Here is a 23,059-nt window from a genome sequence, read left to right as displayed (position 1 = left end):
CGGAAGAGTCGGCAGCAACGCTGCCGACTGCACTCAGAAGTCGCGCTTGTAGAAGATATCCAGCGAACTGGCCAGGCCGCTGGCGGCCTCCAGGTAGACCTTCTTGCTCAGCAGGTAGCGCAGCGCGATGGTGTTGGCCGGCTCGAACACGCCCACGCCATAACGCAGGCTGAGACGGTCGGAGAGCTGGCCGCTGGCGACCACGCTGGTGCTGTTGCCGGTGCCCTCGGTGTCCAGCTGGAAGTCCTGGATACCCAGCCTCTGCGCCACCTCGCCGGTCAATGGCGCACTGCCCGCCAGACCGAGCGCCAGGGCCGCCTCGCCCAGCATGTTGCTGTCCTCGCCGCTGGACATCGGCCGCCCCAGCACCAGGTAGGACAGCGCCTGCTGCTGGCTCATGGCGGGCTCGGAGAACACCTCGCTGCGCGGCTGCTCGGCATTGCCGGTCAGGCGCAGGCCGGCCACCACGTCGTCGACCTTGCGGATCGCTTCGACATCGAGGAACGGCTGGTCGATCGGCCCGGCGAACAGCAGCCGCGCACGGCGGATGGTCAGCTTCTGACCGTAGGCGCGGTAGCGGCCGTTGTTCAGGCGCAGCTCGCCGCGGGTGTCCATGTTGTCGCCGATGTGCACCTGGCCGGCCAGTTCGGCATTCAGGCCGAAGCCGCTGAAGGTCAGCTTGTCGCTGCCGACCTTGACGTCGATGTCCATGTTCAGCGCCAGGGCGCTCCTGGGTTCCTGCTTCGCGCCGACGATCACGGTGTCGTCGGAGACCTTGACCGTGGACGGCGGCAACTGGCGAATGGTGATGGCGCCGCGCGGCACCTGCACCGAACCGGAAACCGCGAGCTTCTCACCCGCCATCTGCACGCTGAGGTCCGGTTCGACCTCCAGGTTGGCGTAAGGCTCCACGGTGACCGGCAAACGATTGCCGCGCAGCTTCACGTCGACATCCAGGCCACTGGCCCAGGCGATGCGTCCGGACAGGCTGCCGTTGCCGTTCTCGCCCGCCTTCCAGTCACCACTCAGGTCGACCTGCTCGCCGGCGATCCGCGCGGTGACCTGCAGCTGCTCGAAGCGCGTCGGCAGATCGCCACCGGAGATTTCGCTGTCACTCAGGCGCAGTTCGCCGTCCACCCGGGGCGCCAGCAGGCCGCCGGAAATCTGCCCGCTGCCATTGAGATGGCCTTTCAGGGTTTCCACCATGGGCGCGAACGGCCGGGCCAGGGAGATATCCAGGCCATTGAGGCTGAAGGTGCCGTTGACCGGCTTGTTCTTCGGGCGCGGATCGAGCTGGACCTGGGCCTGCAGGCTGCCGAGCTTGTCGCCCTGGAACTGCAGGTTGGTGTCGATGCGCCGTGGCGTCAGGCGACTTTCCAGCTGCAGGCGCTGGTAGGGGAAGTCGACCCATTCCTCCTGCTCCTTGATGCGCAGGGTGCCGTCATTGGCATTGATCAGGATCGAACCGTTCGGCCCGCTGCCAGGCAGGTCGAGCTGCACGTCGCCGTCGAGCTTGCCCTTCCAGGCAAAGTCTTCCGGCAGCCAGCGCGCCAGGCTGTCCAGCGGGAACTCGCGCAGGTGCATGCGCAGGCGCGGGTCGGGCATCAGGCGCTGGTCTTCCATGCACAGGCTGGCCGGGCCGGAGGCCCAGCAATGGGCGCCAAGGTTGATGCGCCCGTCCGCCAGACGCTCCAGGCGCGCCGGCTGCTGCAAGCGCCAGTCCTGTCCGCCGCTCTGTATATCGCCTTTCGCGAGGCGTCCGCGCCAGTCCTTGCCGTTCCAGTCGCCATCCAGGCCGAGGTCGAGCACCACCGGCTTGCCCTGCAGGTTCAGGGCAAGCTGCTGGCGCTTGAGATCGCCGCTGCCGTCCAGCTTGAGCACGCCGAAATCCGTATCGCCGCTGCGCAGGCCCTGGGCCGTCAGGTTGACCCGGCCGCGCTGGGCGGCATCCAGGGAAGCGTTCAGGTCCAGCGTGCGCAGACCCTGGTCGGCGTAGACGACGCGCTGGCCGTCAAGCTTGAGCTGCCCCTGCGGCGCCTGCAGCGTGCCGGCAAGATCGAGCTGGCCGCTGACCTTGCCGAACAATTGCGGCCACAACTGGCCCAGGCGATTCAGCGCGATATCCAGGCGGCCGGACAACCGCTGGTCCAGCGCAGCTTGCCCGCTGATGCGGTTGTCGCCCAGTTGCAGCGTCAGTCCATCGACCTTCCACGCCTGACCGGCCGCCACGGCATTTGCCTTGAAAATGGCTGGCTGGCCGCGCAAGCGCCCCTGCAGGTCGAGGTTGGCATCAAGGTTCAACGCCTCGCCCTTGAGCGAGCCCTTGCTGCGCAGCGGCCCGCCGAGGCGACCGGGCATCTCCTCCAGCCAGTAGGCCGGGTCGAGGTCGGACAGGTCGAGGGCCGCATCCCAGGTAACCGCGTCGGCGAAGCCGACCTTCAGGTGTCCTTCGGCCTTGCCCTGACCCGCCACCAGTTTCAGCGACGGCAGGAAGACTTCCGAGAGGTTGCCCGACACCGGGCTGGCCAGGGTGAAGTCGCCGGCAGGCCCCTTGAAGGCGCCATCGAAGTTGCCCAGGTAGGCACCCTCGCTGTAGCTCACTTCGGCCTTGAAGGTATGCACGCTCACCGGCGGCTCGTCGATGGCCGGATACAGGCGGCGCCAGGGGAAGTCGAGCCAGTCGAGCTGAGCGTTCGCAGCGAAGGCATCCTTCCAGTCGAGCCGGCCGGTCAGCGCCACGCGCTGGTCCTTGGCGGCACTCAGGTCCAGCGCGGCGATATCCGCGCCCTGGGCGTCGACACGGCCGCGCAGCGTCAGTACCACCGGGCTTTCCTCGGCAGGCAACACGGCAGCGCCGGCCAGTTGGTAGCCATCCTTGAGATTGCCGCTGGCGTTCAGGCGCAGTTGGTTCAGCGTCAGGGTATCGGGCAGCGAGGCGTCCGCCTTGAAGCCGTCGGCAGTCACCAGTGCGGTGGCCGGCAGGTTCTCCGCCAGCGGTTGCAGGTCACCTTCCAGGGTGCCGTTCAGATAGCCACTGCTCCGCGCCTGCAACTTCAGGTGGCCCATCAGCTCGCCACTGGCCTGCAGTCGCAGGGTCCAGGGTTGCTCGCCCGGCGCCGGCAGGCCGAGAGTGCCCTCAGCTTCAAGCGGCCAGCCCTGCGTGGGTTTCAGCAAGCCCTTGAGCGACAGGTTCAGGCCATCGCGGGCGAGCTTTACCGAATCGATATGCAGGCCTTCGCGGTCCCAGTGCGCCGCCAGTTCAGCGTCGCGCAGCTGTTCCTGGCCATCCAGCAGGAAGCGGCCAATACGGATATCGCCCAGCTCCAGCGACAGCGGCAGGCTCAGGTCGGGCAGCTCGATTGGGCCGGAGGACTCGCTCGGCTCGCTTGGCGGCAGGGTCAGCAGCACTTCGTTGGCCACCACCTTGTGCAAGCACAGGGTCATGCGCAGCAGGCAGGCGGGCGACCAGTCGATCTGTGGCTGATCGAGCACCAGATGCGTGGCGCCATCGCTCCATTCCAGGCGCTTGGCGCTGAAACCGCCGGCGAGGCGACCGTCGAATCCTTCCACGTTCAGGCCCGGCACCCAGCTCAACACCGCACGGCTGCCGGCTGGAGTGCCGAGCAAGGCAGCCGCGGCGATAACCAGCAGCAGAATCAGCCCGAGCAGGCCGCCCAGGCTCCAGCGCAGCGCGCGCATCCAGCCCACGCGACTCACAACTCAGGCCCCATGGAGAAGTGCAGGCGGATGCCGCCGTCCTCATCCAGGCCGTCGGCGAGGTCCAGGCGCAACGGGCCGACCGGGGAAATCCAGCGGATGCCGATACCAACGCCAGTCTTGATCGAGGGGAAGTCCAGCGAATTGAAGGAGTTGCCCTGGTCGACGAAGGCGGCGATGCGCCAGCGCTCGGCGACGGGATACTGGTATTCGACGCTGCCGGCGACCATGTAGCGGCCGCCAATGCGGTCGCCATCGGAGTTCTTCGGCGACAGCGTCTGGTAGTCGTAGCCACGCACGCTCTGGTCGCCACCGGCGAAAAAGCGCAGCGACGGCGGGATCGCGCTGTAGTCATTGGTGGCGATGCCGCCGACCTGGATGCGTCCTAGCAAGCGCTGCCCTCCCCAGAAACTGGTCACGCCCTTGGCCATGGCGTTGATGTGCGCCACGTCGGCGTCCGCCAGCAGACCTTCCTTGGCGCCCTTCACTTCGAACTGCAGACGGTAGCCCTTGCCGGGGTCGATCTTGTTGTCGGCTTCGAGGATCGAGTAACCGATCCCCGGCATCAGGAAGCTGCTCAGACCCGAATCGTCACCCAGCTTGTACTCCTCGCGCTGCCAGTTCAGCGAGACGACCCGCTGCCAGCCGCTGTCGAGCTTGTGGTGCCACTCGCCACCGAGCGTGAGCAGCTTGCTCTCGGTGTCCACCAGGTCTTCGTACTGGTAGCCGCTGGTGAAGCGCAGCTTGTCGGTGAGTGGCGGGTCCAGCGGGATCTCGTACCAGGCGCCGACGTTCTGCCGGGGCGCCGAGACTTCCGCCTCGAAGCCCAGGCTATGGCCCTGCGGGTTGACCCAGTGGCGGGTCCAGGTCGCCCGAGCGCGCGGCCCCACGTCCGTCGAGAAGCCGAGGCCAAGCCCCATGGTGCGCGGCTTGCGCGCTTCCAGGTGAACGTGCACCGGCACCACCTCGCCATCAGCATTGGTCGGTGCAGCGTCGACCCGCACGCCATCGAAATAGCCGCTGGATTGCAGAGCCTGGTTGAGATCGGCAATCTGCTCGGAATCGTAGTCGCTGCCTTCCTTGAACGGCACCATGCGCTGCAGCAGGTCCTCGTCGAAGGGGAAATCGCCGGCGAAGTCGACCTTGCCCAGCCGGTAGCGCGGCCCGCTGGCGTAGACCAGCTCGATATCCGCCACACCCGCCTCGGGGTCGATGCGCAACTGCTGCTGGGTGAACTGCCCGCGGAAGAAACCGAAGCGCGAAGCCTGGTTCTGGATCAGCCGCTTGGCGTCCTCGTAGGCGCCGTGGTTGAGCTGCGCACCAGGCTTCAGGGAATCCCCGCCGGGAACGCGGAAGCTCTTGAGCTTGGCGGCCGGCCCGTCAACTCGCACCGTCACATTACGCAGGTGCACGGGCTCGCCTGGCCGCACATTGATCCGCAGCGTGGGCACCTTGTCATCGGTCACCCGGCCACGGATCCGCGCCTGGTAGTAACCCAAAGCCTGGGCGGCCTTCTGCGCCTGCTCCACGGCATTGCGCCGGAATCTTTGCAGGGCCGCCTGATCACGCTCGCCAAGGCTGCCCACATAGGCCTCGATATTGGCCTTGAGCGCAGCGTTGGCGGGGGTGACACGAACGTCGAGATGGGCTTCGACCGCCAGCGCCCTCTGCAAGCAGAAGGCCATTACCAGCAGCAGCCCAAGCAATCCTTGGACAACTCTCATGGCGCGAAATGCTAGCACGGGTTTTCCCCGCGATGCCTCACCCTAGAGCGTAGGAAACGTCTGAGCGACTGACCGCCGGCCTATCCCGCAGCTGCCTTTGCCGCCTCGCGCCCGGCATTCGGATGGAACAGGACATGCTCGCGGATCGGTCCCAGGGCAACTTCACCGAGTTCCTCGTAGCCATGACGCCGATAGAACTCCAGGTACCGTGCGTTGCCCGTATCCAGCACCAGCCCTTGCGAGCCGCCATCCTCGGCGCACCAGGTATGCAGCGCGTCGAGAAGCTGTTCGCCCAGGTGCTTGCCCTGGAACTCCGGGTGCACGCCAATCAGCGGCAGGATGTGGTATGGCCCCGGCGGCAGGCAGCCAATCACGGCGGCGTGGTAGTCCAGATAGCGCCGGGTGCAGCCCAGGCCGGTGGTCAGCAGCATGCGCATGCGCCAGAACCAGCTTTCAGTGACATCCAGCCGGCGCTGCGGCGGAACGATCAGCGCGACGCCCACCAAGCGGTCCTCGAGCAGCAGCCCGATGGATGGCAACTCCTCGAGGAAGTGCTGGTTGACCAGTTCACGGATGGTGGCTCGCACGCGCTGGTCGAATCCAGGGCGATCGGATTCGAACAGATAGGCAAAAGTGGGTTCGTGACGATAGGCGTGGTACAGCAGCGAGCGGACTTCACGGCTGTAGCTGCCGTCCAGCAGACGGACTTCGGCGCGGGTATCAGGCATGCGGACGCCTCTTCTTGTGAGTTCTTCTTATGGTTATGAGTCCAGCCACAAAACCCTAGCAGCGCCTCGCCGGGGTCGCCAGGGTCCGTCCACCTGGGCTAGCATCGTGCTTTTGCCAGGGCGCCCAGGATGAAAATCGTCTCTTTCAATATCAACGGTTTGCGCGCACGTCCCCACCAGCTCCAGGCGATCATCGAACGCCACCAGCCGGACGTGATCGGCCTGCAGGAAACCAAGGTCGCCGACGAACAGTTCCCCCGCGAGGAAATCGAAGCCCTCGGCTACCACGTGCACTACCACGGGCAGAAAGGCCACTACGGCGTCGCCCTGCTCTCCCGTCAGGAGCCGCTGGAACTGCAGCGCGGCTTCCCCAACGACGGCGAGGAATCCCAGCGCCGCTTCATCTGGGGCACCTTCAAGGACGCCCAGGGTCAGTTGATCACCGTGATGAACGGCTACTTCCCGCAGGGCGAGAGCCGTGATCATCCGGTGAAGTTCCCGGCCAAGCAGCGCTTCTACGCCGACCTCCAGGACCTGCTGGAAACCCGCTTCCAGCCCGACCAGCAACTGATCGTGATGGGCGATATCAACATCTCGCCGGAAGACTGCGACATCGGTATCGGCGAAGAGAATCGCAAGCGCTGGCTGAAGACCGGCAAGTGCAGCTTCCTGCCGGAAGAGCGCGAATGGTTGGCACGCCTCAAGGGCTGGGGTCTGGTGGACAGTTTCCGCCTGCAGAACCCGAGCGTGGATGACCGCTTCAGTTGGTTCGACTACCGCAGTCGCGGCTTCGAGGACACCCCCAAGCGCGGCCTGCGCATTGACGTCATCCTCGCCTCCGAAGCCCTGCGCGGGCGCATTGCCGATACCGGTGTGGACTACGACATCCGCGGTATGGAAAAGCCGTCCGACCATGCGCCGATCTGGTTGCAGCTGAAGTGACACCCTGAGTGAAAAGCCCGGCAAGGGCCGGGCTATTTCATTCTCAGGCTCGGCTTCGGGCTCAGGCCTCTTCCGTGCCGGTTCCCACAGTCTTGCTGATAGCACTGTAGGTGGTGTTGAAGCGTACGGTTTCGTTGAATCCCTTGACGATGGCGCCAAAGCGCTCCTTGGCATCGAGCAGTTGCTTGAAACGATCGGACAGCTCCGCGCCCTGACGTTGCAGCCCCACCTCTCGATCATCCAGTTCCTGCACCCGTGCGCGTAGCTGATTCAACTGACGGTCAATGCTTTGCTGCTCCTGGCTCAGGATCTCGGCACGTTTCGTCGTCGCGCGGTCGCGGCTGTCGACTGTTTCAGCAAGGGCCTGCAGCGCGCTGCTGCGCTCTGCGAGCACGGCAGCATTGTGCTCGGCAATACGTTCGATGCCGTGCTTCTCTTCCTGCAACCGTTGTTCCTGCTGGCTCAGGCGTTCCTCACGCTCGGCCAGCTGACGCTCACGCTCAAGCGCCGCCAGGCGACGCTCCTCGAGCGCCTCGCGCATTTTCACGATCTCCAGCTTCTGCTGCGACAAGCCATGGGCCATTCCCGCCAGGGAATCGAGCGTGGACTGCACGTCGTGCAGTACGCCGTCGGTTTCAAGGGAGGACGACTGACGTACAGTCACAGCCGACTCCACGGGCGCCTGGGCATTTGCGACTCCGGAGCTGACGGATTGGGCTTGGGCATTCATGGTGGAGGATTCCTCGTTGGAAAAGTGAAAGGCCGGCTCGCCGGCAGGCGAGAGGATTGCTGCGTCAGCCACATTGCATTCGGCGTCATGCGCATATGCCGGCAGTTGGAGCGAATCGAGCAGAGTCGTGACGGCTTCAGCTTCATTGATCGCCGGACAGGCAGATGCTGCGTCGCTGATCATTGCCAACGGCTCGATGGAGTCGGAGCAACTGGGCTCCACAGGGCCCAGCCCCGAGCAGGCCGAGGCGAGATCGTCGAGATCCCGCTCCAGGTTTTCGAAAGCCTTCACGGAATGGAGATCGGCCGGTTCCCCAACTCCAGTCACGGCGTTCACTTGGATTGGGATATATCCCACCGACACGGAAGGACGAACCATGCCTTCGGTGGTCGCAGGCAGAGGAGACAGGAGCCCGGGCAGATCGTCCTCGATATCTGGGGAAAGAAATGCGGTTTCCTGAACGGACGGCTGAGTGGCGGTCATGGCTGACAAGCCCTCTTCTTGATGTCCTTCGTACCGCTTCGCATCTGAAGTCATGAAACGTCCTACCCTGAAGGGTGGTCAGCCCCACCGTCCCGACAGAACGCTCGACAATGCGAACGAGCCCTGGAATCTGATGGTGATTGCGCTTCGAAAGCAGAGGCAATCAGGCCGACTGGATGAGCCGATGGGCTGCCCCGCTCTACCTTGATAGTTTGAGACCGGGACAGGTTGCGGGAAGGATTCTCACAGCCCTATGTCGTCATGAATGTCAGTAACTTCCTGCATGGGCGAAGGAAAACTATGTAAGACCACCCGAATCATTCGACGCCTCGCAGGACAATCAACCCACTGGGCTCCAGGATCCGACTGATAGCTCGAGCGCCCCGCCATTAGAGCAGCCCAATCTGTTCGCTGATGCTGAACAGCTCATCGAGAGTCGTGGCGGACAGTTTCCGCATCAGTTGCCTCCTGTGCTGGCCGATGCTTGCTCCCGACAATGCCAGGACATCGGCCAGCGCCCCGACCGAGCGCCCCCTGCGTAACCCATAGAGAACGGCCACCAAATGGGTGGGAAGTGCTAGCGCGGACTCCAGTCGGGGATCACGGTCCAACGGCAGACGCGCGTGCTCGGGAAATATCTTTCCGCCCGCGAGAACGGCGTCGACGGCCCGACCGATCAGGGTCGGACGGTCGTCCATCAGCAGAAACCCCGACACGCCGATGCGAATCGCCCGTTGAATGTTCAGTGGCGATCCCAGGCTGGAGCAGACCAGCACCGGGGTAGTGGCCTTGAGTCGGCCATCCCGTCGAAGCATGGTGACCAGTTCCATGCCATGGATGTCGGGCAGCTCCAGGGTCACCACCAGGAGATCACAGCTGCTGGTATCCAGGCCACTCAAGGCTTGGCGTGCAAACTTGAAATGCACGTCACACTGATGACCGTGGTCCAGCAGAAACCGGCGAAGCGCGACGAAGTCACGTCGCAACGGTTCGATGAGAACTACGCGGGCCATGTTCCTCCTTGCAGCAAAGGCCCCACGGGCCGGGTGCGACATGGCGCATCGACAGAAATCGCCGCCGCAGTCGTTCCCGCAGAATGTCATTGAATGGCTGCCGCAACGGTATTCATGGCAATCAAATGAACGTAAACGGACCAATCCGGGTCTCGGCAACGCCCATACGACAGCGCACCCGCTGTGACAGCAGCTCGGCCAGCAGGTTTTCCAACCTACCGGCCTGCTCGGTTACTCGCTCACTGTCTTGGAAATGGCCGACAAGGTGCTGTTGAACTGCACCGTCTCGTTGAAACTCTTGACGATGGTGCTGAACTTATCCTTGGCGCTCTGCAACTGCTTGAGCCGCACCGCCAGTTCCTCGGTCTTGCGCTTGAGTGCGCTTTCAAGTTCATCCAATTCGCTCGCTCGGCCGCGCAGGCTGGCCGAGTGCTCATCGATGCGCTGCTGCTCCAGCTGGATAGACTCGGCACGTTTAAGAGTCGCCTTGTCGCGCATATCGACTGTCTGGGCCAGCTCCTTCAGTGCTTCGCTGCGTTCTGCCAGCAGGCGATTGTTCTCGGCGGCCATGCGATCCAGATTGGCCTTGGCCTCCTTGAGGTGGTTCTCGAGCTGCAGCAGACGCTCTTCCTTGTCACCCACCAGGCGCTCGCGCTCCTGCAACTGGGTGCTCCACTCCTCCAGCTCTTCCTGCAAACGGCCGGCGGCCTGCTTCTGCTGGGTCAGTCCCTGGGCCATCCCGGCAAGGGAGTTGAGGGTACTCTGGACGTCGGAGAGAACATCTTCCGGGTCCGCCTCGAGCTGAGGCACATTCAGCACAGCCGACACTTCCTGCAACTCCACCGAGGTTACTGGGACAGCCGTTTCCCGCACCTCGGCCTCAGGTAACTCATCGTGCACATGGGTCATTTCAGTTTCCTTCTGGATAAAGACTCCCTGAAGCACCGCTGCCTCAAGGTGGTTGTCAGCCAGTGGCTGGGGCTCGACTGCGGGAACTGCAGGAGCCACGCTCGACTGGGAAGTGGTCGCCGCCGCGACATCGATCGAGGTGGTAACGAGGAACTCCGACCCTGAGGACTCTTCGTCGTTGCAGCCGCACGGCAGGCTGTGTTTGCCGTCGTGATTGGTACTGGCTGCCTCCAGCATCGCCAGCGCGTCTTCAAGGCTTGCGATGATCGGCTCCAGGGCTACGTCGCTCTGAGCAGGGCCGCAGCCGGAAACGCCATGACTGGATTGCTCGTCCATTGCAGGCTGCACCATCAAGTGGTCGGATTGACCTGCCGAGGTCCGGTTCTCCTGGGGCAGGACGGCTTCCGTCAGCGTGTCTTCTTCCGGCTCGAAATGCCCTAACGCCTCCGCTGCGACTCGCACTGTGGAAACCGCTTCGTCCAGCGACTGCAGATCCATTGCACCAACTCCGGCCGCCACTGCCGATTCGGGTGACGCCGCTGGCTCCACCATCGGGGTCGACAAAGGCTCGACAGCTGCAGCCCCCTCTTGAAGATCCGCCACCTTGGCACCATCCGGCTCGGGGAACTTCTCCACCTGCACAATTTCCTGCTCGACCAATGCCTGCTGTTCGGGCTCATCCGGGACATCGGCACCGGTCGCATCAACAGCCGAAAGCTCCGAAGACTCGATCGGAACCTGAACAGCCAACTCAGGCGCGAGGGGGGCGTCGTCGATAGGTTCATCAAGGTCGGCACCACCCGTCACATCATTCGACTGCCATTCGAGAGAGCGCTCATCCACGGTGGACTCGTGGTGGACAAAGGCCTCGGTGTGCGGACTCTCCAGCGGCTCCAGAATGTCCGGGGCGTCTGGCAGAGACTGGGCGAGCGATGCGTGTACTACGACCTCATCTGAGAAGATGCCGGGGGATATTTCGGTGTTTTGCCGATCCGGCTGCGGGGTCAATACGGACGTCGACGGAACAGGCTCTGCTTCAGCGGACTCGGGCGGTGTGCCGATTGGCTCGGCGCCTACTTCCCGCTCCGGCAGGAAAGGCCTGTCCGGCTCGATTAGTATCGACTCTTCGCGAACGGGCTGTTCCGAGGCATCTGCCACAATCCTCTCGACGCCCTCCACCGCCGCGGAAGCGGCTGACACCGAAGCCACCGTTGAATACATCGGCACCGACCCCGAAACTGGGGCGGTCTCATGGCCGGTAACAGCTGGCGATTCCACGGCTTGCAGCTCATCCGTCACGGTGCCACCGGAGCCATGCTGTTCAATTGGCTCTACGGCAGTGCCTTCCGCATGTTGCGTAGTCTCGCTGCTCTCTTCATCTGCCGTGTCCGAGCTACTCACGGGATCCAGGAATTCCGCATCCAAAACATCCGATGACACGGCATCCATCGAGACTTGGCTGAGAACTGCATCGGCGTCACTGGGCAGGCCATCGAACCGCTCCTGATCACCGGTGGAGTCGGACATATCCTCGCTACCAACTATGGAAGCCTGCTCCTGCTCTCTCTTCAATCGCGACAAGCGGGCGAACTGTGCGAAATCCGGAATCATCTCCGAACTCCACTCGAAGGCCAGGTCTGCCAGTGCTGAACTGGCTTGCGGCGTCTCTACCGGCAGCGGAGCCTGATTCGCCGTCTCGCTTTGAGGACTGACTGCAGGCACGGCCCTACGCCGGTTCAACATCCCGGACCTTGCCAGCAGGTGCAACCATGAGTGCACTTGTTGCGTCGGCAGTCTGATCCCCTTGAACGTCAGCTCCCGCGGATACAGCACACTCAAAGTGCGCCGGCGCCACGGGCGCCCCCAGTGATTGGCAGAGGCGTTGTGTACAGCCAGGGAAATCAGCTTGACAGGATGCTCGGGGCCGACCGGCGTTGGTGCACTACGGGGGTGAGTCATGATTAATGTCCGGCGGGGATGTTAAAACCGCGCAAGTTTCGCTTGGCCGGAAAACTGGCGTTATCAGGTAATCCTGATGAGCCTGAAGTATTTTCCCATCACCCTTCCTCTGGGTCTGCGTTGATCAACGGTGGCGAAAATCGTGCAATGGCTTCGATGCATAGCGGCCCCGCGGGTGGCGACGCAGCGCGCCAGCCAGGTCGAGCAGTGTCGTCAGGACAAACAGCGGGGCGACCAGCCACAGCGTCGCGAAGGCGTTCTCCACCATCGATTCGGGTGCCACCACCAGGGTTGCAGCCATCAGCGTCACCAGCAGGATGAGCACCAGCTTCATCAGAAGCGACGAAAAGTCGAGAATCTCGTCCATTTTGCTCTCCGGCCTGCTCGCACAAGGTGATCTGTATAACCCCGCCCGCACGGAGTCGAAATCGGAAATCTCCGACAACCCGCCAGTCATATCCGAAGGCAGCGGCAGGCAGTCAGCAGCCCAGCGATGCGTCATATCGGTGCAATGATTCCGACTTAATCTGCCGCGCCAACGATGCCTCAAATGGAAGTTGACCCATGCAGTACAAGCCGAGCCCCAGCGACGCCCAACCCTGGCCCGTGACCATCGCCTGGCTCACCATCGCCTTCATCTGCTATGCGTTCCCCTGGTCGGCGTTCGCGGCTCTGCCTTCGTCCCGGGGCGGCGAGCCGGTACTGCGCATCCAGGGCTCCAACACCATCGGTGCGCACCTGCTGCCGGAGCTGGTGAAAGGCCTGCTGGTGAGCGAGGGCTACAGCGACGTCACTGCCAAGCCGGGCAAGGCGGAGAACGAACAGCGAATCATCGGTCGCACCCAGGACGGCAAGGAGGCCATCGTCGACCTGGCCGCCCACGGTTCCAGCACCGGCTTCCTCGCCCTGAAGGACAACAGTGCCGAGCTGGCAGCCGCCTCGCGCCCGATCAAGGACGCCGAAGTCGCAGGCCTCTCGGCATCGGGCAACCTGCGCAGCGCCAAGGCCGAACAGGTGATCGGCATCGATGGCCTGGCAATCATCGTCAATGCAGCCAACCCACTGGATGAACTGACCACCGATACGCTGGCGAAGATCTTTTCCGGCGAGGTGAAAACCTGGGAAGAGATTGGCGGGCGAGGTGGTGCCATTCGCCTGTATTCCCGCGACGACAACTCCGGCACCTTCGATACCTTCAAGGAGCTTGTCCTCGCGAGTCACGGCAAGGCGCTGGCCAGTGGCGTCCAGCGTTTCGAATCCAGCGACCAGTTGTCCGCCGAAGTGAGCAAGGACCCGCAGGGCATTGGCTTCGTCGGCCTGTCGTCCGTCCAGAATGCCAAGGCGCTGCGCATTGCCGACGGCGACTCCCAGGCCATGCCGCCATCGACAACGCTGATCGCCACCGAGGACTACCCACTGTCGCGCCGCCTGTTCCTCTACATGAAGCCCGAAGAGCCAAACCGCTGGGCCCGCGCCCTGCTGCAGTTCGCCCAGGGTGACAAGGGCCAGGCCCTGGTCAGCGCCAGCGGCTTCGTCGGCCAGCGTGTACAGGCAGTGAAGATGGCACCGCGTGCCAGCATGCCGGAGAACTATCAGGCCCTGGCGCGAGACGCCGAGCGCCTGTCGGTGAACTTCCGTTTCCGCGAAGGCAGCGCAACCCTGGACAACAAGGCACAGCGCGATATCGACCGACTGCTCGCCTACCTGCAGCAGGCCGGCAAGATGAACAAGCAGGCCGTGCTGGTCGGTTTCGGCGATCCCAAGCAGGACCCGGCGCGCGCCGAACTGCTTTCCAAGCTGCGCGCCATGGCCGTGCGCCGTGAGCTGGCCAAGGAAGGCGTGATGTTCCGCGAGATCAGCGGGATGGGCGATGCCCTGCCGGTGGCAGCCAACAGCGACAATGACGGACGGGTGAGGAATCGCCGCGTCGAAGTCTGGGTCTACTGATCCCCCTGGCGATCAGCGTCTAGACTGTCTGAAGGAAGCTGATCGCCCGGTCTGGAAATACTGTAGGAACTTGTTACGTTCCTTCGCTTGTCTCTGCCAGGCGCTCTGCTATTTTCCCGCCAGTGACGCCGGGCCCCTCTGACGGTTGCCAACCGCCATGTCGGAGTCACTTTTCGACAACGACACTAAGGGAGGGGCCAAATGACAGCTCTGCACGCCTTTTTAACCGAACCATTCCTCGGAACCGCCACCTGGTTCTGGCTGGCCTTCCTGGCCATCGTGATTCTTCTCCTCGTACTCGACCTGGGCGTCCTGCAACGCGATCACCACGAGATCGGCGTGCGCGAGAGCCTGATGCTCTCTGCCGGCTACTTCGCCTGCGGCCTGGCCTTCGGTGGCTGGGTCTGGTACGAGTTCGGCGCCACCAGCGCGGTGGAGTACTACACCGGCTTCCTCGTCGAACAGTCGCTATCGATGGACAACGTGTTCGTCATGGCGATGATCTTCGGCTTCTTCGGCATCCCTCGCCGTTACCAGCACCAGGTGCTGTTCTGGGGCATTCTCGGTGCCATCGTCATGCGCGCGCTGATGATTGGCCTGGGCGCCGCGCTGGTGAAGGAATTCGAGTGGATCATGTACGTATTCGGTGCCTTCCTGCTGTTCAGCGGCGTGAAGATGCTGTTCAGCAAACATGATGCCGAGCCGGACCTGGCCAACAACCCGGTGCTGAAGTTCCTGCGCAAGCGCATCCGCATGACCGACACCATTCACGAACACCACTTCTTCGTGAAGATGCCGGACGCCTCGGGCAAGCTGGTGCGCTACGCCACCCCGCTGTTCCTGGCGCTGATCCTGATCGAGCTGGCCGACCTGGTATTCGCCGTCGACAGCGTGCCGGCGATCTTCGCCATCACCCAGGATCCTTTCATCGTCTACACCTCGAACATCTTCGCCATCCTGGGCCTGCGCGCCCTGTACTTCTCGCTGGCGGCGATGATCCATCGATTCGTGTACCTCAAGTACGCCCTGGCGCTGGTCCTGGTGTTCATCGGCACGAAGATTTTCCTGCACGGATTCATCGGCAAGGTTCCCGCCGCACTGTCCCTTGGCGTAACCTTCGGCCTTTTGGCGGGTGGCATACTGCTATCCTTGCTCAAGACGCGCAGAACCGGCGAGGAACCGCTGGAAATCGTCAGCCAGGAGAGGATCCATGCAAGCGCTGGAGGTGAGGATCGAAGCCGTTGAGTTTCGCGGCAGGGCCTATTGGCAGGTCCGTCTCGGTCGTCGCGCGCTGCGATTTCCCCACGAGGCCGCTGCGCGGGCCTTCGCCGCCCAGTTGCACACGCGCCGGGAGTGGTTGCTGACGCAGCAGAGCCAGGCGGATGGGCCGGAGCCGTCACCGGAACAGTGAATGAACAGGGCCAGCGCAAGCTGGCCTTGTTCTGTGTGCCGTTGCACAACCGATATCCGACACCCTGCGCGGGACGCCCCACCTTCCGCGATGGTGTCCGGCACGATGCAGGCCAATCCCGGACGGAGTCCGCTTCTACGAAAAGCACCCTGTCCCGCCCAAGAAAAAGGCCCGCATCAGCGGGCTTTTTCATTGCAGGTTGCGATCAGTGACTGCTGCGCAGCGCGTCACGCGGTACGTACTTGCCGATCTCGTACTTGCCGATGGCCGCACGGTGCACCTCGTCCGGGCCGTCGGCCAGGCGCAGGGTACGCTGCATGGCGTACCAGTAGGCCAGGGGGAAGTCGTTGGAGACGCCGGCGCCGCCGTGCATCTGGATGGCGCGATCGATCACCTGCAGGGCGACGTTGGGCGCGACGACCTTGATCTGGGCAATCTCGCTCTGGGCAAACTTGTTGCCAGCCTTGTCCATCATGTACGCGGCATTGAGGGTCAGCAGGCGGGCCTGGTTGATCTCGATGCGCGAGTTGGCGATGTGGTCGATATTGCCGCCCAGGCGCGCCAGCGGCTTGCCGAAGGCGGTACGACTGACGGAGCGCTTGCACATCAGTTCCAGCGCGCGCTCGGCCATGCCGATGGAGCGCATGCAGTGGTGGATGCGGCCTGGGCCGAGGCGCCCCTGGGCGATCTCGAAGCCGCGGCCTTCGCCGAGCAGGACGTTCTCGTAGGGCACGCGGACGTTCTCGAACAGCACTTCGGCGTGGCCGTGCGGAGCGTCGTCGTAGCCGAATACAGGCAGCGGACGGAGAATCTTCACGCCGGGGGCGTCGGTGGGAACGAGGATCATCGAGTGTTGCTGGTGACGCGGTGCATCCGGATTGGTCAGGCCCATGAAGATCATGATCTTGCAGCGCGGGTCGCAGGCGCCGGAGGTCCACCACTTGCGGCCATTGATAACCCACTCGTCACCATCGCGCACGGCGTTGGCCTGCATGTTGGTGGCGTCGGAAGAAGCCACGCCCGGCTCGGTCATGGCGAATGCGGAGCGGATCTCGCCGCGCAGCAGCGGCTCCAGCCAGGTGCGCTTGTGTTCTTCGGAGCCGTAGCGCACCAGCACTTCCATGTTACCGGTGTCGGGAGCTGCGCAGTTGAAGGGTTCGGAGCCGATCAGCGAGCGGCCCATGATCTCGGCCAGCGGTGCGTATTCCATGTTGGTCAGGCCAGCGCCCAGCTCGGACTCGGGCAGGAACAGGTTCCACAGGCCTTCGGCTTTCGCCTTGACCTTGAGGTCTTCCATGATTTGCGTGGGCTGCCAGCGGTCACCCTGGGCCACTTGCTCCTCGAACACCTTTTCGGCGGGATAGACGTTGGCTTCCATGAACGCGGTGAGGCGCTCACGCAGGTCCTGAACCTTGGCGGAATAAGCGAAATCCATGGGGGCTAACCTTCTGGCGGCGGTTGTTTGTGTGGTGATGATGCTAGAACAGCCAAGGGCATTTACCCAGCCTATTATCCGAATCAATGAACATTCATAACCCGTATGGACCTGAGCGTCGGTTCGGGTATGATCGGGCCAAAACAATGACAAGCGGAGCCCCGGTAATGAACCTCAGCAAGGTCGATCTGAACCTGTTCATCGTCTTCGACGCGATCTACACCGAAGCCAACCTGACCCGCGCCGGACAGATCGTCGGCATTACCCAGCCCGCCGTCTCCAACGCCCTCGCCCGCCTGCGCGAAACCTTCAACGACCCGCTGTTCGTGCGCACCGCGCAGGGCATGGTGCCCACGCCCATGGCGCAGAACATCATCGGCCCGGTACGCAACGCGCTGCAGCTGCTGCGTGTGTCGGTACAGGAAAGCCGCACCTTCACCCCGACCCAGGCGAACAAGACCTACCGCATCAGCATGACCGACCTCACCGAGGCCATCGTCCTGCCGCCTCTGTTCCAGCGCCTGCGCCGCCAGGCGCCGAACGTGCACATCGAGAGCTTCCTCTCCAAGCGCCGCGAAACCACCAAGGAACTGGCCGCCGGCCGCCTGGACTTCGCCGTCGACGCGCCGCTGAACACCGACCCGCAGGTACGCCACGTCAAGCTGATGGAAGACCGCTACGTCTGCGCCATGCGCCAGGGCCATGCGCTGGCCAAGGACAAGGTAACGCTGGAGGAATACCTGTCGGTGGCGCACATCCAGATTTCCAGCCGCCGCAGCGGCTTGGGCTACGTCGACCTGTCGCTGGGCAAGATGGGCCTGCAGCGTAAGATCGCCCTGCGTTCGCAGCACTACCTGATGGCCTCCACCGTGGTACAGCAGACCGACATGGTGGTCACCGTGCCCGAGCGCTTTGCCCGCCACCACGGCCTGCACTTCGTCGACCTGCCGGTGAATGACGTGCCGAAGCTGGAAACCCACCTGTACTGGCACGAAAGCACCGACCAGGACCCGGCCAACCGCTGGATGCGCGAGCAGATCATCGAACTGTGCCAGCAGGTGACGGCGCGCGAAGCGCGCGAGGCGGCGGAGCGCGCCTGATGCCTGGAGCGATCCCATTGATGGGTATCGCTTCGCTCCCCGCCATAAGCGAAGGCGTCATGCTCGACAAGCCACCTGCAGACCCCGCCCTGCCGAAGTGCCTGTCCAACGAACAGGCCGGGGTCTGCCGGCGAACCCTTTACAAGCTGCGCGCGATCACCAGTCGCTGCACGTCGCTGGTGCCTTCGTAGATCTGGCACACGCGCACGTCACGGTAGATGCGCTCCACCGGGTAGTCCTGCAGATAGCCGTAACCGCCCAGGGTCTGGATCGCCGCGGAGCACACCCGCTCGGCCATTTCCGAGGCGAACAGCTTGGCCATGGAGGCTTCGGTCAGGCACGGCAGGCCGGCTTCGCGCAGGCTGGCCGCGTGGTGAACCATCTGCCGGGCCACGGCGATCTCGGTAGCCATATCGCTCAAGCGGAAAGCCACGGCCTGGTGCTGGATGATCGGTTTGCCGAAGGTTTCGCGCTCGTGGGCGTAGTCGCGGGCGTACTCGAACGCGGCGCGGGCCATGCCGACGGCTTGCGAAGCGATGCCGATGCGGCCGCCTTCCAGGTTTGCCAGGGCGATGGCGTAGCCCTGCCCCTCTTCGCCCAGCCTGTAGCTCGCAGGAATACGCATGTCGTCGAAGGCAATCTGGCAGGTATCGGAAGCGTGCTGGCCGAGCTTGTCCTCGACGCGTACCACGCGATAGCCAGGCGTTTCGGTCGGCACGATGAAGGCGCTGATGCCTTTCTTGCCTGCCGCCGCATCGGTCACTGCGAAGACGATCACTACACCAGCATGGCTGCCGGAGGTGATGAACTGCTTGCTGCCGTTCAGCACGTAATGGTCGCCGTCCCGGCGTGCGCGGGTTTTCAGGAAGCTGGCGTCGGAGCCGGCCTGCGGCTCGGTCAGGGCAAAGGCGCCGATCATCTCGCCACGGGCCAGGGGCACAAGGAACTGGCGCTTCTGCTCGTCGTTGCCGAACTTGGCGATGGGCATGCAGCCCACCGAATTGTGCACGCTCATGATGGTCGAGCAGGCGCCGTCGCCGGCGGCGATCTCTTCCAGCGCCATGGCGTAGGCCAGGTGGCCGGTCTGCGCGCCGCCCCACTGCTCCGCCACCAGCATGCCGAGGAAGCCGAGGTCGGCCATTTCCTTGATGGCCTCGGCCGGGAAACGGTGCTCGCGGTCCCAGTCGGCGGCAAAGGGTTTCAGCCGCTCCTGGGCGAACTGGCGGGCAACGTCACGGATCTGGAGGTCTTCTTCGCTGGGAATCATGGCTCGCTCCTTAGGCCAGGCGCTCGACCGCGATGGCCGTGGCTTCGCCGCCACCGATGCACACCGAGGCCACGCCGCGCTTGAGGTCGTACTGCTTGAGCGCCGACAGCAGGGTCACGATCACCCGCGCGCCGGAAGCACCGATGGGATGACCGAGGGCGCAGGCGCCGCCGTGGACATTGAGCTTGTCATGGGGAATATCCAGGTCGCGCATGGCGGCCATGGCGACGACGGCGAAGGCTTCGTTGACCTCGAACAGATCGACGTCGCCGATCGCCCAGCCGGTGCGTTGCATCAGGCGCTCAACCGCGCCCACCGGGGCAGTCGGGAACAGGTTCGGCGCATCGGCGTAGGACGAATGGCCACGGATCGCCGCCAGCGGGGTCAAACCGCGCTTCTCGGCTTCGGACAGGCGCATCAGCACCAGTGCGGCGGCGCCGTCGGAGATGGAGCTGGCATTGGCCGCCGTCACGGTGCCGCCTTCGCGGAAGGCCGGCTTCAGGCTCGGAATCTTGTCCAGCTTCGCCTTCGGCGGCTGCTCGTCTTCACTGATGGCACGCAGTTCCTTGCCAGCCTTCACAGTGACCGCGACGATCTCGTCCTTGAAGCGGCCTTCGCTCATGGCCTTCTGCGCGCGGCTCAGCGAGGTGATGGCGTAGTCATCCTGCTGCTCACGGGTAAAGCCGTATTTCTCGGCGCAGTCCTCGGCGAAGGTGCCCATCAGGCGGCCCTTGTCGTAGGCGTCCTCGAGGCCGTCGAGGAACATGTGGTCAAGCACCTTGCCGTGGCCCATGCGGTAGCCGCTGCGGGCGCGCTCCAACAGATACGGTGCGTTGGACATGCTCTCCATGCCACCAGCCAAGGCGACGCGGGCGCTACCGGCGAGGATGGCGTCGTGGGCCATCATCGCGGCCTTCATGCCCGAGCCACACATCTTGTTCACCGTGGAGCACGGCGTGCCACGCGCCAGCCCCGCGCCCAGCACCGCCTGGCGCGCGGGCGCCTGGCCCTGGCCGGCGGCGAGCACGCAGCCGAGTACGGCTTCATCCACTTCTTCGGCACCCAGGCGGGCGCGCTCGACGGCCGCACGGATCGCGGCTGCGCCGAGGGTGGCGGCGGTGACATCCTTGAAGTCGCCGAGGAAGCCGCCCATGGGGGTACGGGTGGCGCTGACGATGACGATGGGATCGTTCATGGCAATTCTCCTGCTTACTTCGCGGCCATGCGGATGGCGCCGTCGAGGCGGATCACTTCGCCGTTGAGCATGCTGTTCTCGATGATGTGGCGGGCCAGCGCGGCGTACTCGTCGGGACGACCGAGGCGCGGCGGGAACGGCACGCTGGCGCCGAGGGAGTCCCGGACTTCCTGGGGCATGGCGGCCATCATCGGCGTCTCGAAGATGCCGGGGGCGATGGTCATCACGCGGATGCCCGAGCGCGCCAGTTCGCGGGCGATCGGCAGGGTCATGCCGACCACGGCGCTCTTGGAGGCGGAATACGCGGCCTGTCCGATCTGCCCGTCGAAGGCCGCCACCGAGGCGGTGTTGATGATGATGCCGCGCTCGCCGCCGGCGTCCGGCTGGTTCTGCGCCATGGCTTCGGCGGCCAGGCGCAGCATATTGAAGGTGCCGATCAGGTTGATGTTGATGGTGCGGGCGAAGCTTTCCAGCCCGTGCACGCCATTGCGGCCAATGACTTTCTCCGCCGGCGCCACGCCCGCGCAGTTGGCCAGCCCATGCAGCGCACCAAAGGCGTCCAGGGCGAGTTGCACGGCAGCCTTGCCGTCCGCCTCGCTGCACACGTCGGTGCGGATGAAGCGTGCATTGGCTTCGCCCAGTTCGGCAGCCTGGGCCGCACCGGCTTCGGCGTTGATATCGGCCAGCACCACCTTGGCGCCAGCGCTCACCAGCAGCTTCGCGGTGGCCGCACCGAGGCCGGAACCGCCGCCGGTGATGAGGAATACCTTGTTCTGGATCTGCATGAAGTTTCTCCGCTGGACTTAGTGAGCCGCCGCTTTCTCGGCCGCTTCGCGTTGCTTGGCGATCTCCTGGTTGCGCAGGAGGAAGCGCTGGATCTTGCCGCTGGGGGTCTTGGGCAGTTCCTCGACGAACTCCACTTCCCGCGGGTAGCTGTGCGCCGACAGTCGCTTGCGCACGTACTGTTGTAGTTCCTCGGCCAACTCCGCGCCCGGCCGGTAGGAGGAACAGAGCACCACGAAGGCCTTGACCAGTTCGGTGCGTTCCGGGTCCGGCTTGCCGATCACCGCCGCCTCGATCACCGCCGGGTGCTCGATCAGCGCGCTCTCCACGTCGAACGGGCCGACGCGGTAGCCGGAGGTGGTGATCAGGTCGTCGGCGCGACCGACGAAGCTGATGCTGCCGTCAGCGTTCAGCTCCACGGTGTCGCCGCTGAGGTAGTAGTCGCCAACGAAGGATTTGGTTTCCATGTCCTGGTAACCGGCGAACCACATCAGCGGCGAGCGCTTGCGGTCCATGGCCAGCACGCCGGGCTGGCCGGCGGGCAGCTCGTTACCCTGCTCGTCCAGCACCACCACGCGGTGGCCGGGGATGGAGAAGCCGGCAGCGCCCAGGTGCACCGGGTGTTCCAGCTCGTGGTGATTGGCCAGCACCATGCCCAACTCGGTCTGGCCGTAGTGGTCGTGGATGGTTACACCCAGCTCGCTGGCGAACCAGCGGATGACTTCCGGCGTCAGCGGCTCGCCGGCGCTGCTCACGGCACGCAGGCGGCCCTTGAGCGGTTTGGACGCTGCCTCGCCAGCCGCGATCAGCAGACGGTAGGCGGTGGGCGAGCCAGCCAGGTTGGTGATGCCGTACTGGCGCACGATGCGGCAAGTGCTCTCCACCGTGAACGCGCCTTCGTAGAAGGTGATCGGGTGCCCCATGGCCAGCGGCCCGGTGAGGCCATAGTAGAGGCCGTAGGCCCAGCCCGGATCGGCGAGGTTCCAGAACGAATCCTCCTCGCGAAGCCCGACCGCATCGCGCATGTAGCCGACGAAGGCGACGATGGCCTTCAGCGGCACGGCCAGCGGCTTGGCCAGCCCGGTGGTGCCGGAGGTGAACATCAGCAGGAAGGGATCTTCGCCGCTGCGCAGGACAGGTTCGAAGTCCGGCGAGTGTCGTTCCAGTTCGGCCCAGAAGCTGTAGTCGCCATGACGAATACCCTGCCCCTTCGGCCCGCCGACGGTGACCCGCGTGGGGGCGTCGGGGACCTCGTCGAGCTTGCCGCGGTTGGCGCCGTCGGTGACCACCACCTTGCTGCCGGCGAGCTTGACACGGTGCTCGATGGCCTTGGGTCCGAAGGCGGTGAACAGCGGCTGGTAGACCGCGCCGAGGCGCCAGGTACCGAGTACGGCGATCAGCAACTCCGGGGTACGCGGCAGCATGCCGGAGACGCAGTCGCCGGGGCGCACGCCGAGGCTGTACAGGAAGCTGGCGAAGCGGCCGGAAAGTTCTTTCAGCTGGGTGAAGGTGTAGCTGGCGCTGTCACCGTCCTTGCCCTCCCAGAACAGCGCGACGCGGCCGGGAATGGCGTGGCGGTCGCAGCATTCGACACAGGCGTTGAGGGCATCGAGGTTGCCGGCCAGGACGGCGTCGGCGGCGGCGAAGTAGTCGAACTCGGCCGTGGCGGCGGTATGGGAACGCATCGCGGAACTCCTGGGTTTGTTCTTGTGTGGA

The 23,059-nt window shown here is 64.3% G+C and carries 17 protein-coding genes; 5 read left to right on the top strand and 12 right to left on the bottom strand.

Annotated elements, in window-relative coordinates; genetic code table 11:
* Positions 1-33: 33 nt before the first annotated feature.
* From LDJ84_RS12695 to LDJ84_RS12685, 3 genes are all read right to left on the bottom strand, one after another.
* Complete coding sequence (locus tag LDJ84_RS12695) at positions 34-3,699, bottom strand: translocation/assembly module TamB domain-containing protein (protein WP_226046582.1); 3,666 nt, start codon at positions 3,697-3,699, stop codon at positions 34-36.
* Positions 3,700-3,713: 14 nt separating this feature from the next.
* Positions 3,714-5,441, bottom strand: a complete 1,728-nt coding sequence (locus LDJ84_RS12690) for an autotransporter assembly complex protein TamA (protein ID WP_413247447.1) — start codon at positions 5,439-5,441, stop codon at positions 3,714-3,716.
* A gap of 80 nt (positions 5,442-5,521) precedes the next feature.
* A complete protein-coding gene (locus tag LDJ84_RS12685) occupies positions 5,522-6,169 on the bottom strand; it encodes a GNAT family N-acetyltransferase (protein ID WP_170859860.1) in 648 nt (215 codons plus the stop codon).
* A gap of 129 nt (positions 6,170-6,298) precedes the next feature.
* Between LDJ84_RS12685 and xthA the strand changes: the two genes are divergently transcribed.
* Positions 6,299-7,111, top strand: a complete 813-nt coding sequence (xthA, locus tag LDJ84_RS12680; RefSeq protein WP_054907912.1) for an exodeoxyribonuclease III — start codon at positions 6,299-6,301, stop codon at positions 7,109-7,111.
* Between the two features lie 61 nt (positions 7,112-7,172).
* On the opposite strand, the gene LDJ84_RS12675 is transcribed toward xthA, so the two are convergent.
* The 4 genes from LDJ84_RS12675 to LDJ84_RS12660 all read right to left on the bottom strand — a co-directional run bounded on the left by LDJ84_RS12675 (position 7,173) and on the right by LDJ84_RS12660 (position 12,572).
* A complete protein-coding gene (locus LDJ84_RS12675) occupies positions 7,173-8,324 on the bottom strand; it encodes a hypothetical protein (protein WP_226046413.1) in 1,152 nt (383 codons plus the stop codon).
* Between the two features lie 389 nt (positions 8,325-8,713).
* Positions 8,714-9,337 carry a response regulator transcription factor gene (locus tag LDJ84_RS12670; protein ID WP_024765507.1) on the bottom strand — a complete coding sequence of 208 codons (624 nt, stop codon included), beginning with the start codon at positions 9,335-9,337 and terminating at the stop codon, positions 8,714-8,716.
* A gap of 231 nt (positions 9,338-9,568) precedes the next feature.
* Positions 9,569-12,205, bottom strand: coding sequence for a hypothetical protein (locus LDJ84_RS12665; protein ID WP_226046412.1), 2,637 nt, complete (start codon positions 12,203-12,205; stop codon positions 9,569-9,571).
* Positions 12,206-12,329: 124 nt separating this feature from the next.
* Positions 12,330-12,572: a hypothetical protein gene (locus LDJ84_RS12660; RefSeq protein WP_024765509.1), complete on the bottom strand. Its 243-nt coding sequence runs from the start codon at positions 12,570-12,572 to the stop codon at positions 12,330-12,332.
* A gap of 197 nt (positions 12,573-12,769) precedes the next feature.
* On the opposite strand from LDJ84_RS12660, the gene LDJ84_RS12655 reads away from it, so the two are divergent.
* The 3 genes from LDJ84_RS12655 (at position 12,770) to LDJ84_RS12645 (ending at position 15,563) form a co-directional block, all read left to right on the top strand.
* Positions 12,770-14,152, top strand: a complete 1,383-nt coding sequence (locus LDJ84_RS12655; protein WP_084357608.1) for a substrate-binding domain-containing protein — start codon at positions 12,770-12,772, stop codon at positions 14,150-14,152.
* 201 nt (positions 14,153-14,353) lie between these two features.
* Positions 14,354-15,397 (top strand): TerC family protein, encoded by a 1,044-nt coding sequence (locus LDJ84_RS12650; protein ID WP_037015020.1) that lies wholly within the window; start codon positions 14,354-14,356, stop codon positions 15,395-15,397.
* Positions 15,363-15,563, top strand: a complete 201-nt coding sequence (locus LDJ84_RS12645; protein ID WP_037015017.1) for a hypothetical protein — start codon at positions 15,363-15,365, stop codon at positions 15,561-15,563. Before LDJ84_RS12650 ends, LDJ84_RS12645 begins: the two co-directional genes overlap by 35 nt.
* 205 nt (positions 15,564-15,768) lie before the next feature.
* On the opposite strand, the gene LDJ84_RS12640 is transcribed toward LDJ84_RS12645, so the two are convergent.
* The gene (locus tag LDJ84_RS12640) at positions 15,769-16,998 is read right to left on the bottom strand and encodes an acyl-CoA dehydrogenase (RefSeq protein ID WP_024765513.1); all 1,230 of its coding nucleotides are present in this window, start codon (positions 16,996-16,998) and stop codon (positions 15,769-15,771) included.
* A 167-nt stretch (positions 16,999-17,165) separates the two neighbouring features.
* On the opposite strand from LDJ84_RS12640, the gene LDJ84_RS12635 reads away from it, so the two are divergent.
* Positions 17,166-18,098: a LysR family transcriptional regulator gene (locus LDJ84_RS12635; RefSeq protein WP_024765514.1), complete on the top strand. Its 933-nt coding sequence runs from the start codon at positions 17,166-17,168 to the stop codon at positions 18,096-18,098.
* A gap of 139 nt (positions 18,099-18,237) precedes the next feature.
* On the opposite strand, the gene LDJ84_RS12630 is transcribed toward LDJ84_RS12635, so the two are convergent.
* The 4 genes from LDJ84_RS12630 to LDJ84_RS12615 are packed head-to-tail and all read right to left on the bottom strand — an operon-like array spanning position 18,238 to position 23,028.
* Positions 18,238-19,365, bottom strand: a complete 1,128-nt coding sequence (locus LDJ84_RS12630) for an acyl-CoA dehydrogenase family protein (protein WP_065084727.1) — start codon at positions 19,363-19,365, stop codon at positions 18,238-18,240.
* 10 nt (positions 19,366-19,375) lie between these two features.
* Entirely contained in the window at positions 19,376-20,566 is a 1,191-nt protein-coding gene (locus LDJ84_RS12625; protein WP_170859893.1) for an acetyl-CoA C-acyltransferase, read from the bottom strand.
* 8 nt (positions 20,567-20,574) lie between these two features.
* A complete protein-coding gene (locus tag LDJ84_RS12620; protein ID WP_054907902.1) occupies positions 20,575-21,345 on the bottom strand; it encodes a 3-hydroxyacyl-CoA dehydrogenase in 771 nt (256 codons plus the stop codon).
* Positions 21,346-21,363: 18 nt separating this feature from the next.
* Positions 21,364-23,028, bottom strand: a complete 1,665-nt coding sequence (locus LDJ84_RS12615) for an acyl-CoA synthetase (RefSeq protein ID WP_226046411.1) — start codon at positions 23,026-23,028, stop codon at positions 21,364-21,366.
* Between the last annotated feature and the right edge of the window lie 31 nt (positions 23,029-23,059).

Source organism: Pseudomonas sp. HS-18 (assembly GCF_020401845.1).
GTDB classification, from domain to species: Bacteria; Pseudomonadota; Gammaproteobacteria; order Pseudomonadales; family Pseudomonadaceae; genus Pseudomonas; species Pseudomonas nitroreducens.
This window is presented reverse-complemented; position numbering and strand designations above follow the sequence as displayed.

Bases quoted from the DNA above. Each gene is read 5' to 3' on its own strand.
- LDJ84_RS12670 (WP_024765507.1), bottom strand. From the start codon at position 9,337: ATGGCCCGCGTAGTTCTCATCGAACCGTTGCGACGTGACTTCGTCGCG.
- LDJ84_RS12650 (WP_037015020.1), top strand. From the start codon at position 14,354: ATGACAGCTCTGCACGCCTTTTTAACCGAACCATTCCTCGGAACCGCC.
- LDJ84_RS12635 (WP_024765514.1), top strand. From the start codon at position 17,166: ATGAACCTCAGCAAGGTCGATCTGAACCTGTTCATCGTCTTCGACGCG.
- LDJ84_RS12615 (WP_226046411.1), bottom strand. From the start codon at position 23,028: ATGCGTTCCCATACCGCCGCCACGGCCGAGTTCGACTACTTCGCCGCC.
- LDJ84_RS12695 (WP_226046582.1), bottom strand. From the start codon at position 3,699: ATGCGCGCGCTGCGCTGGAGCCTGGGCGGCCTGCTCGGGCTGATTCTG.
- LDJ84_RS12620 (WP_054907902.1), bottom strand. From the start codon at position 21,345: ATGCAGATCCAGAACAAGGTATTCCTCATCACCGGCGGCGGTTCCGGC.
- LDJ84_RS12675 (WP_226046413.1), bottom strand. From the start codon at position 8,324: ATGACCGCCACTCAGCCGTCCGTTCAGGAAACCGCATTTCTTTCCCCA.
- LDJ84_RS12660 (WP_024765509.1), bottom strand. From the start codon at position 12,572: ATGGACGAGATTCTCGACTTTTCGTCGCTTCTGATGAAGCTGGTGCTC.
- LDJ84_RS12685 (WP_170859860.1), bottom strand. From the start codon at position 6,169: ATGCCTGATACCCGCGCCGAAGTCCGTCTGCTGGACGGCAGCTACAGC.
- LDJ84_RS12665 (WP_226046412.1), bottom strand. From the start codon at position 12,205: ATGACTCACCCCCGTAGTGCACCAACGCCGGTCGGCCCCGAGCATCCT.
- LDJ84_RS12655 (WP_084357608.1), top strand. From the start codon at position 12,770: ATGCAGTACAAGCCGAGCCCCAGCGACGCCCAACCCTGGCCCGTGACC.
- LDJ84_RS12640 (WP_024765513.1), bottom strand. From the start codon at position 16,998: ATGGATTTCGCTTATTCCGCCAAGGTTCAGGACCTGCGTGAGCGCCTC.
- LDJ84_RS12690 (WP_413247447.1), bottom strand. From the start codon at position 5,441: ATGAGAGTTGTCCAAGGATTGCTTGGGCTGCTGCTGGTAATGGCCTTC.
- LDJ84_RS12645 (WP_037015017.1), top strand. From the start codon at position 15,363: ATGCAAGCGCTGGAGGTGAGGATCGAAGCCGTTGAGTTTCGCGGCAGG.
- LDJ84_RS12630 (WP_065084727.1), bottom strand. From the start codon at position 19,365: ATGATTCCCAGCGAAGAAGACCTCCAGATCCGTGACGTTGCCCGCCAG.
- xthA (WP_054907912.1), top strand. From the start codon at position 6,299: ATGAAAATCGTCTCTTTCAATATCAACGGTTTGCGCGCACGTCCCCAC.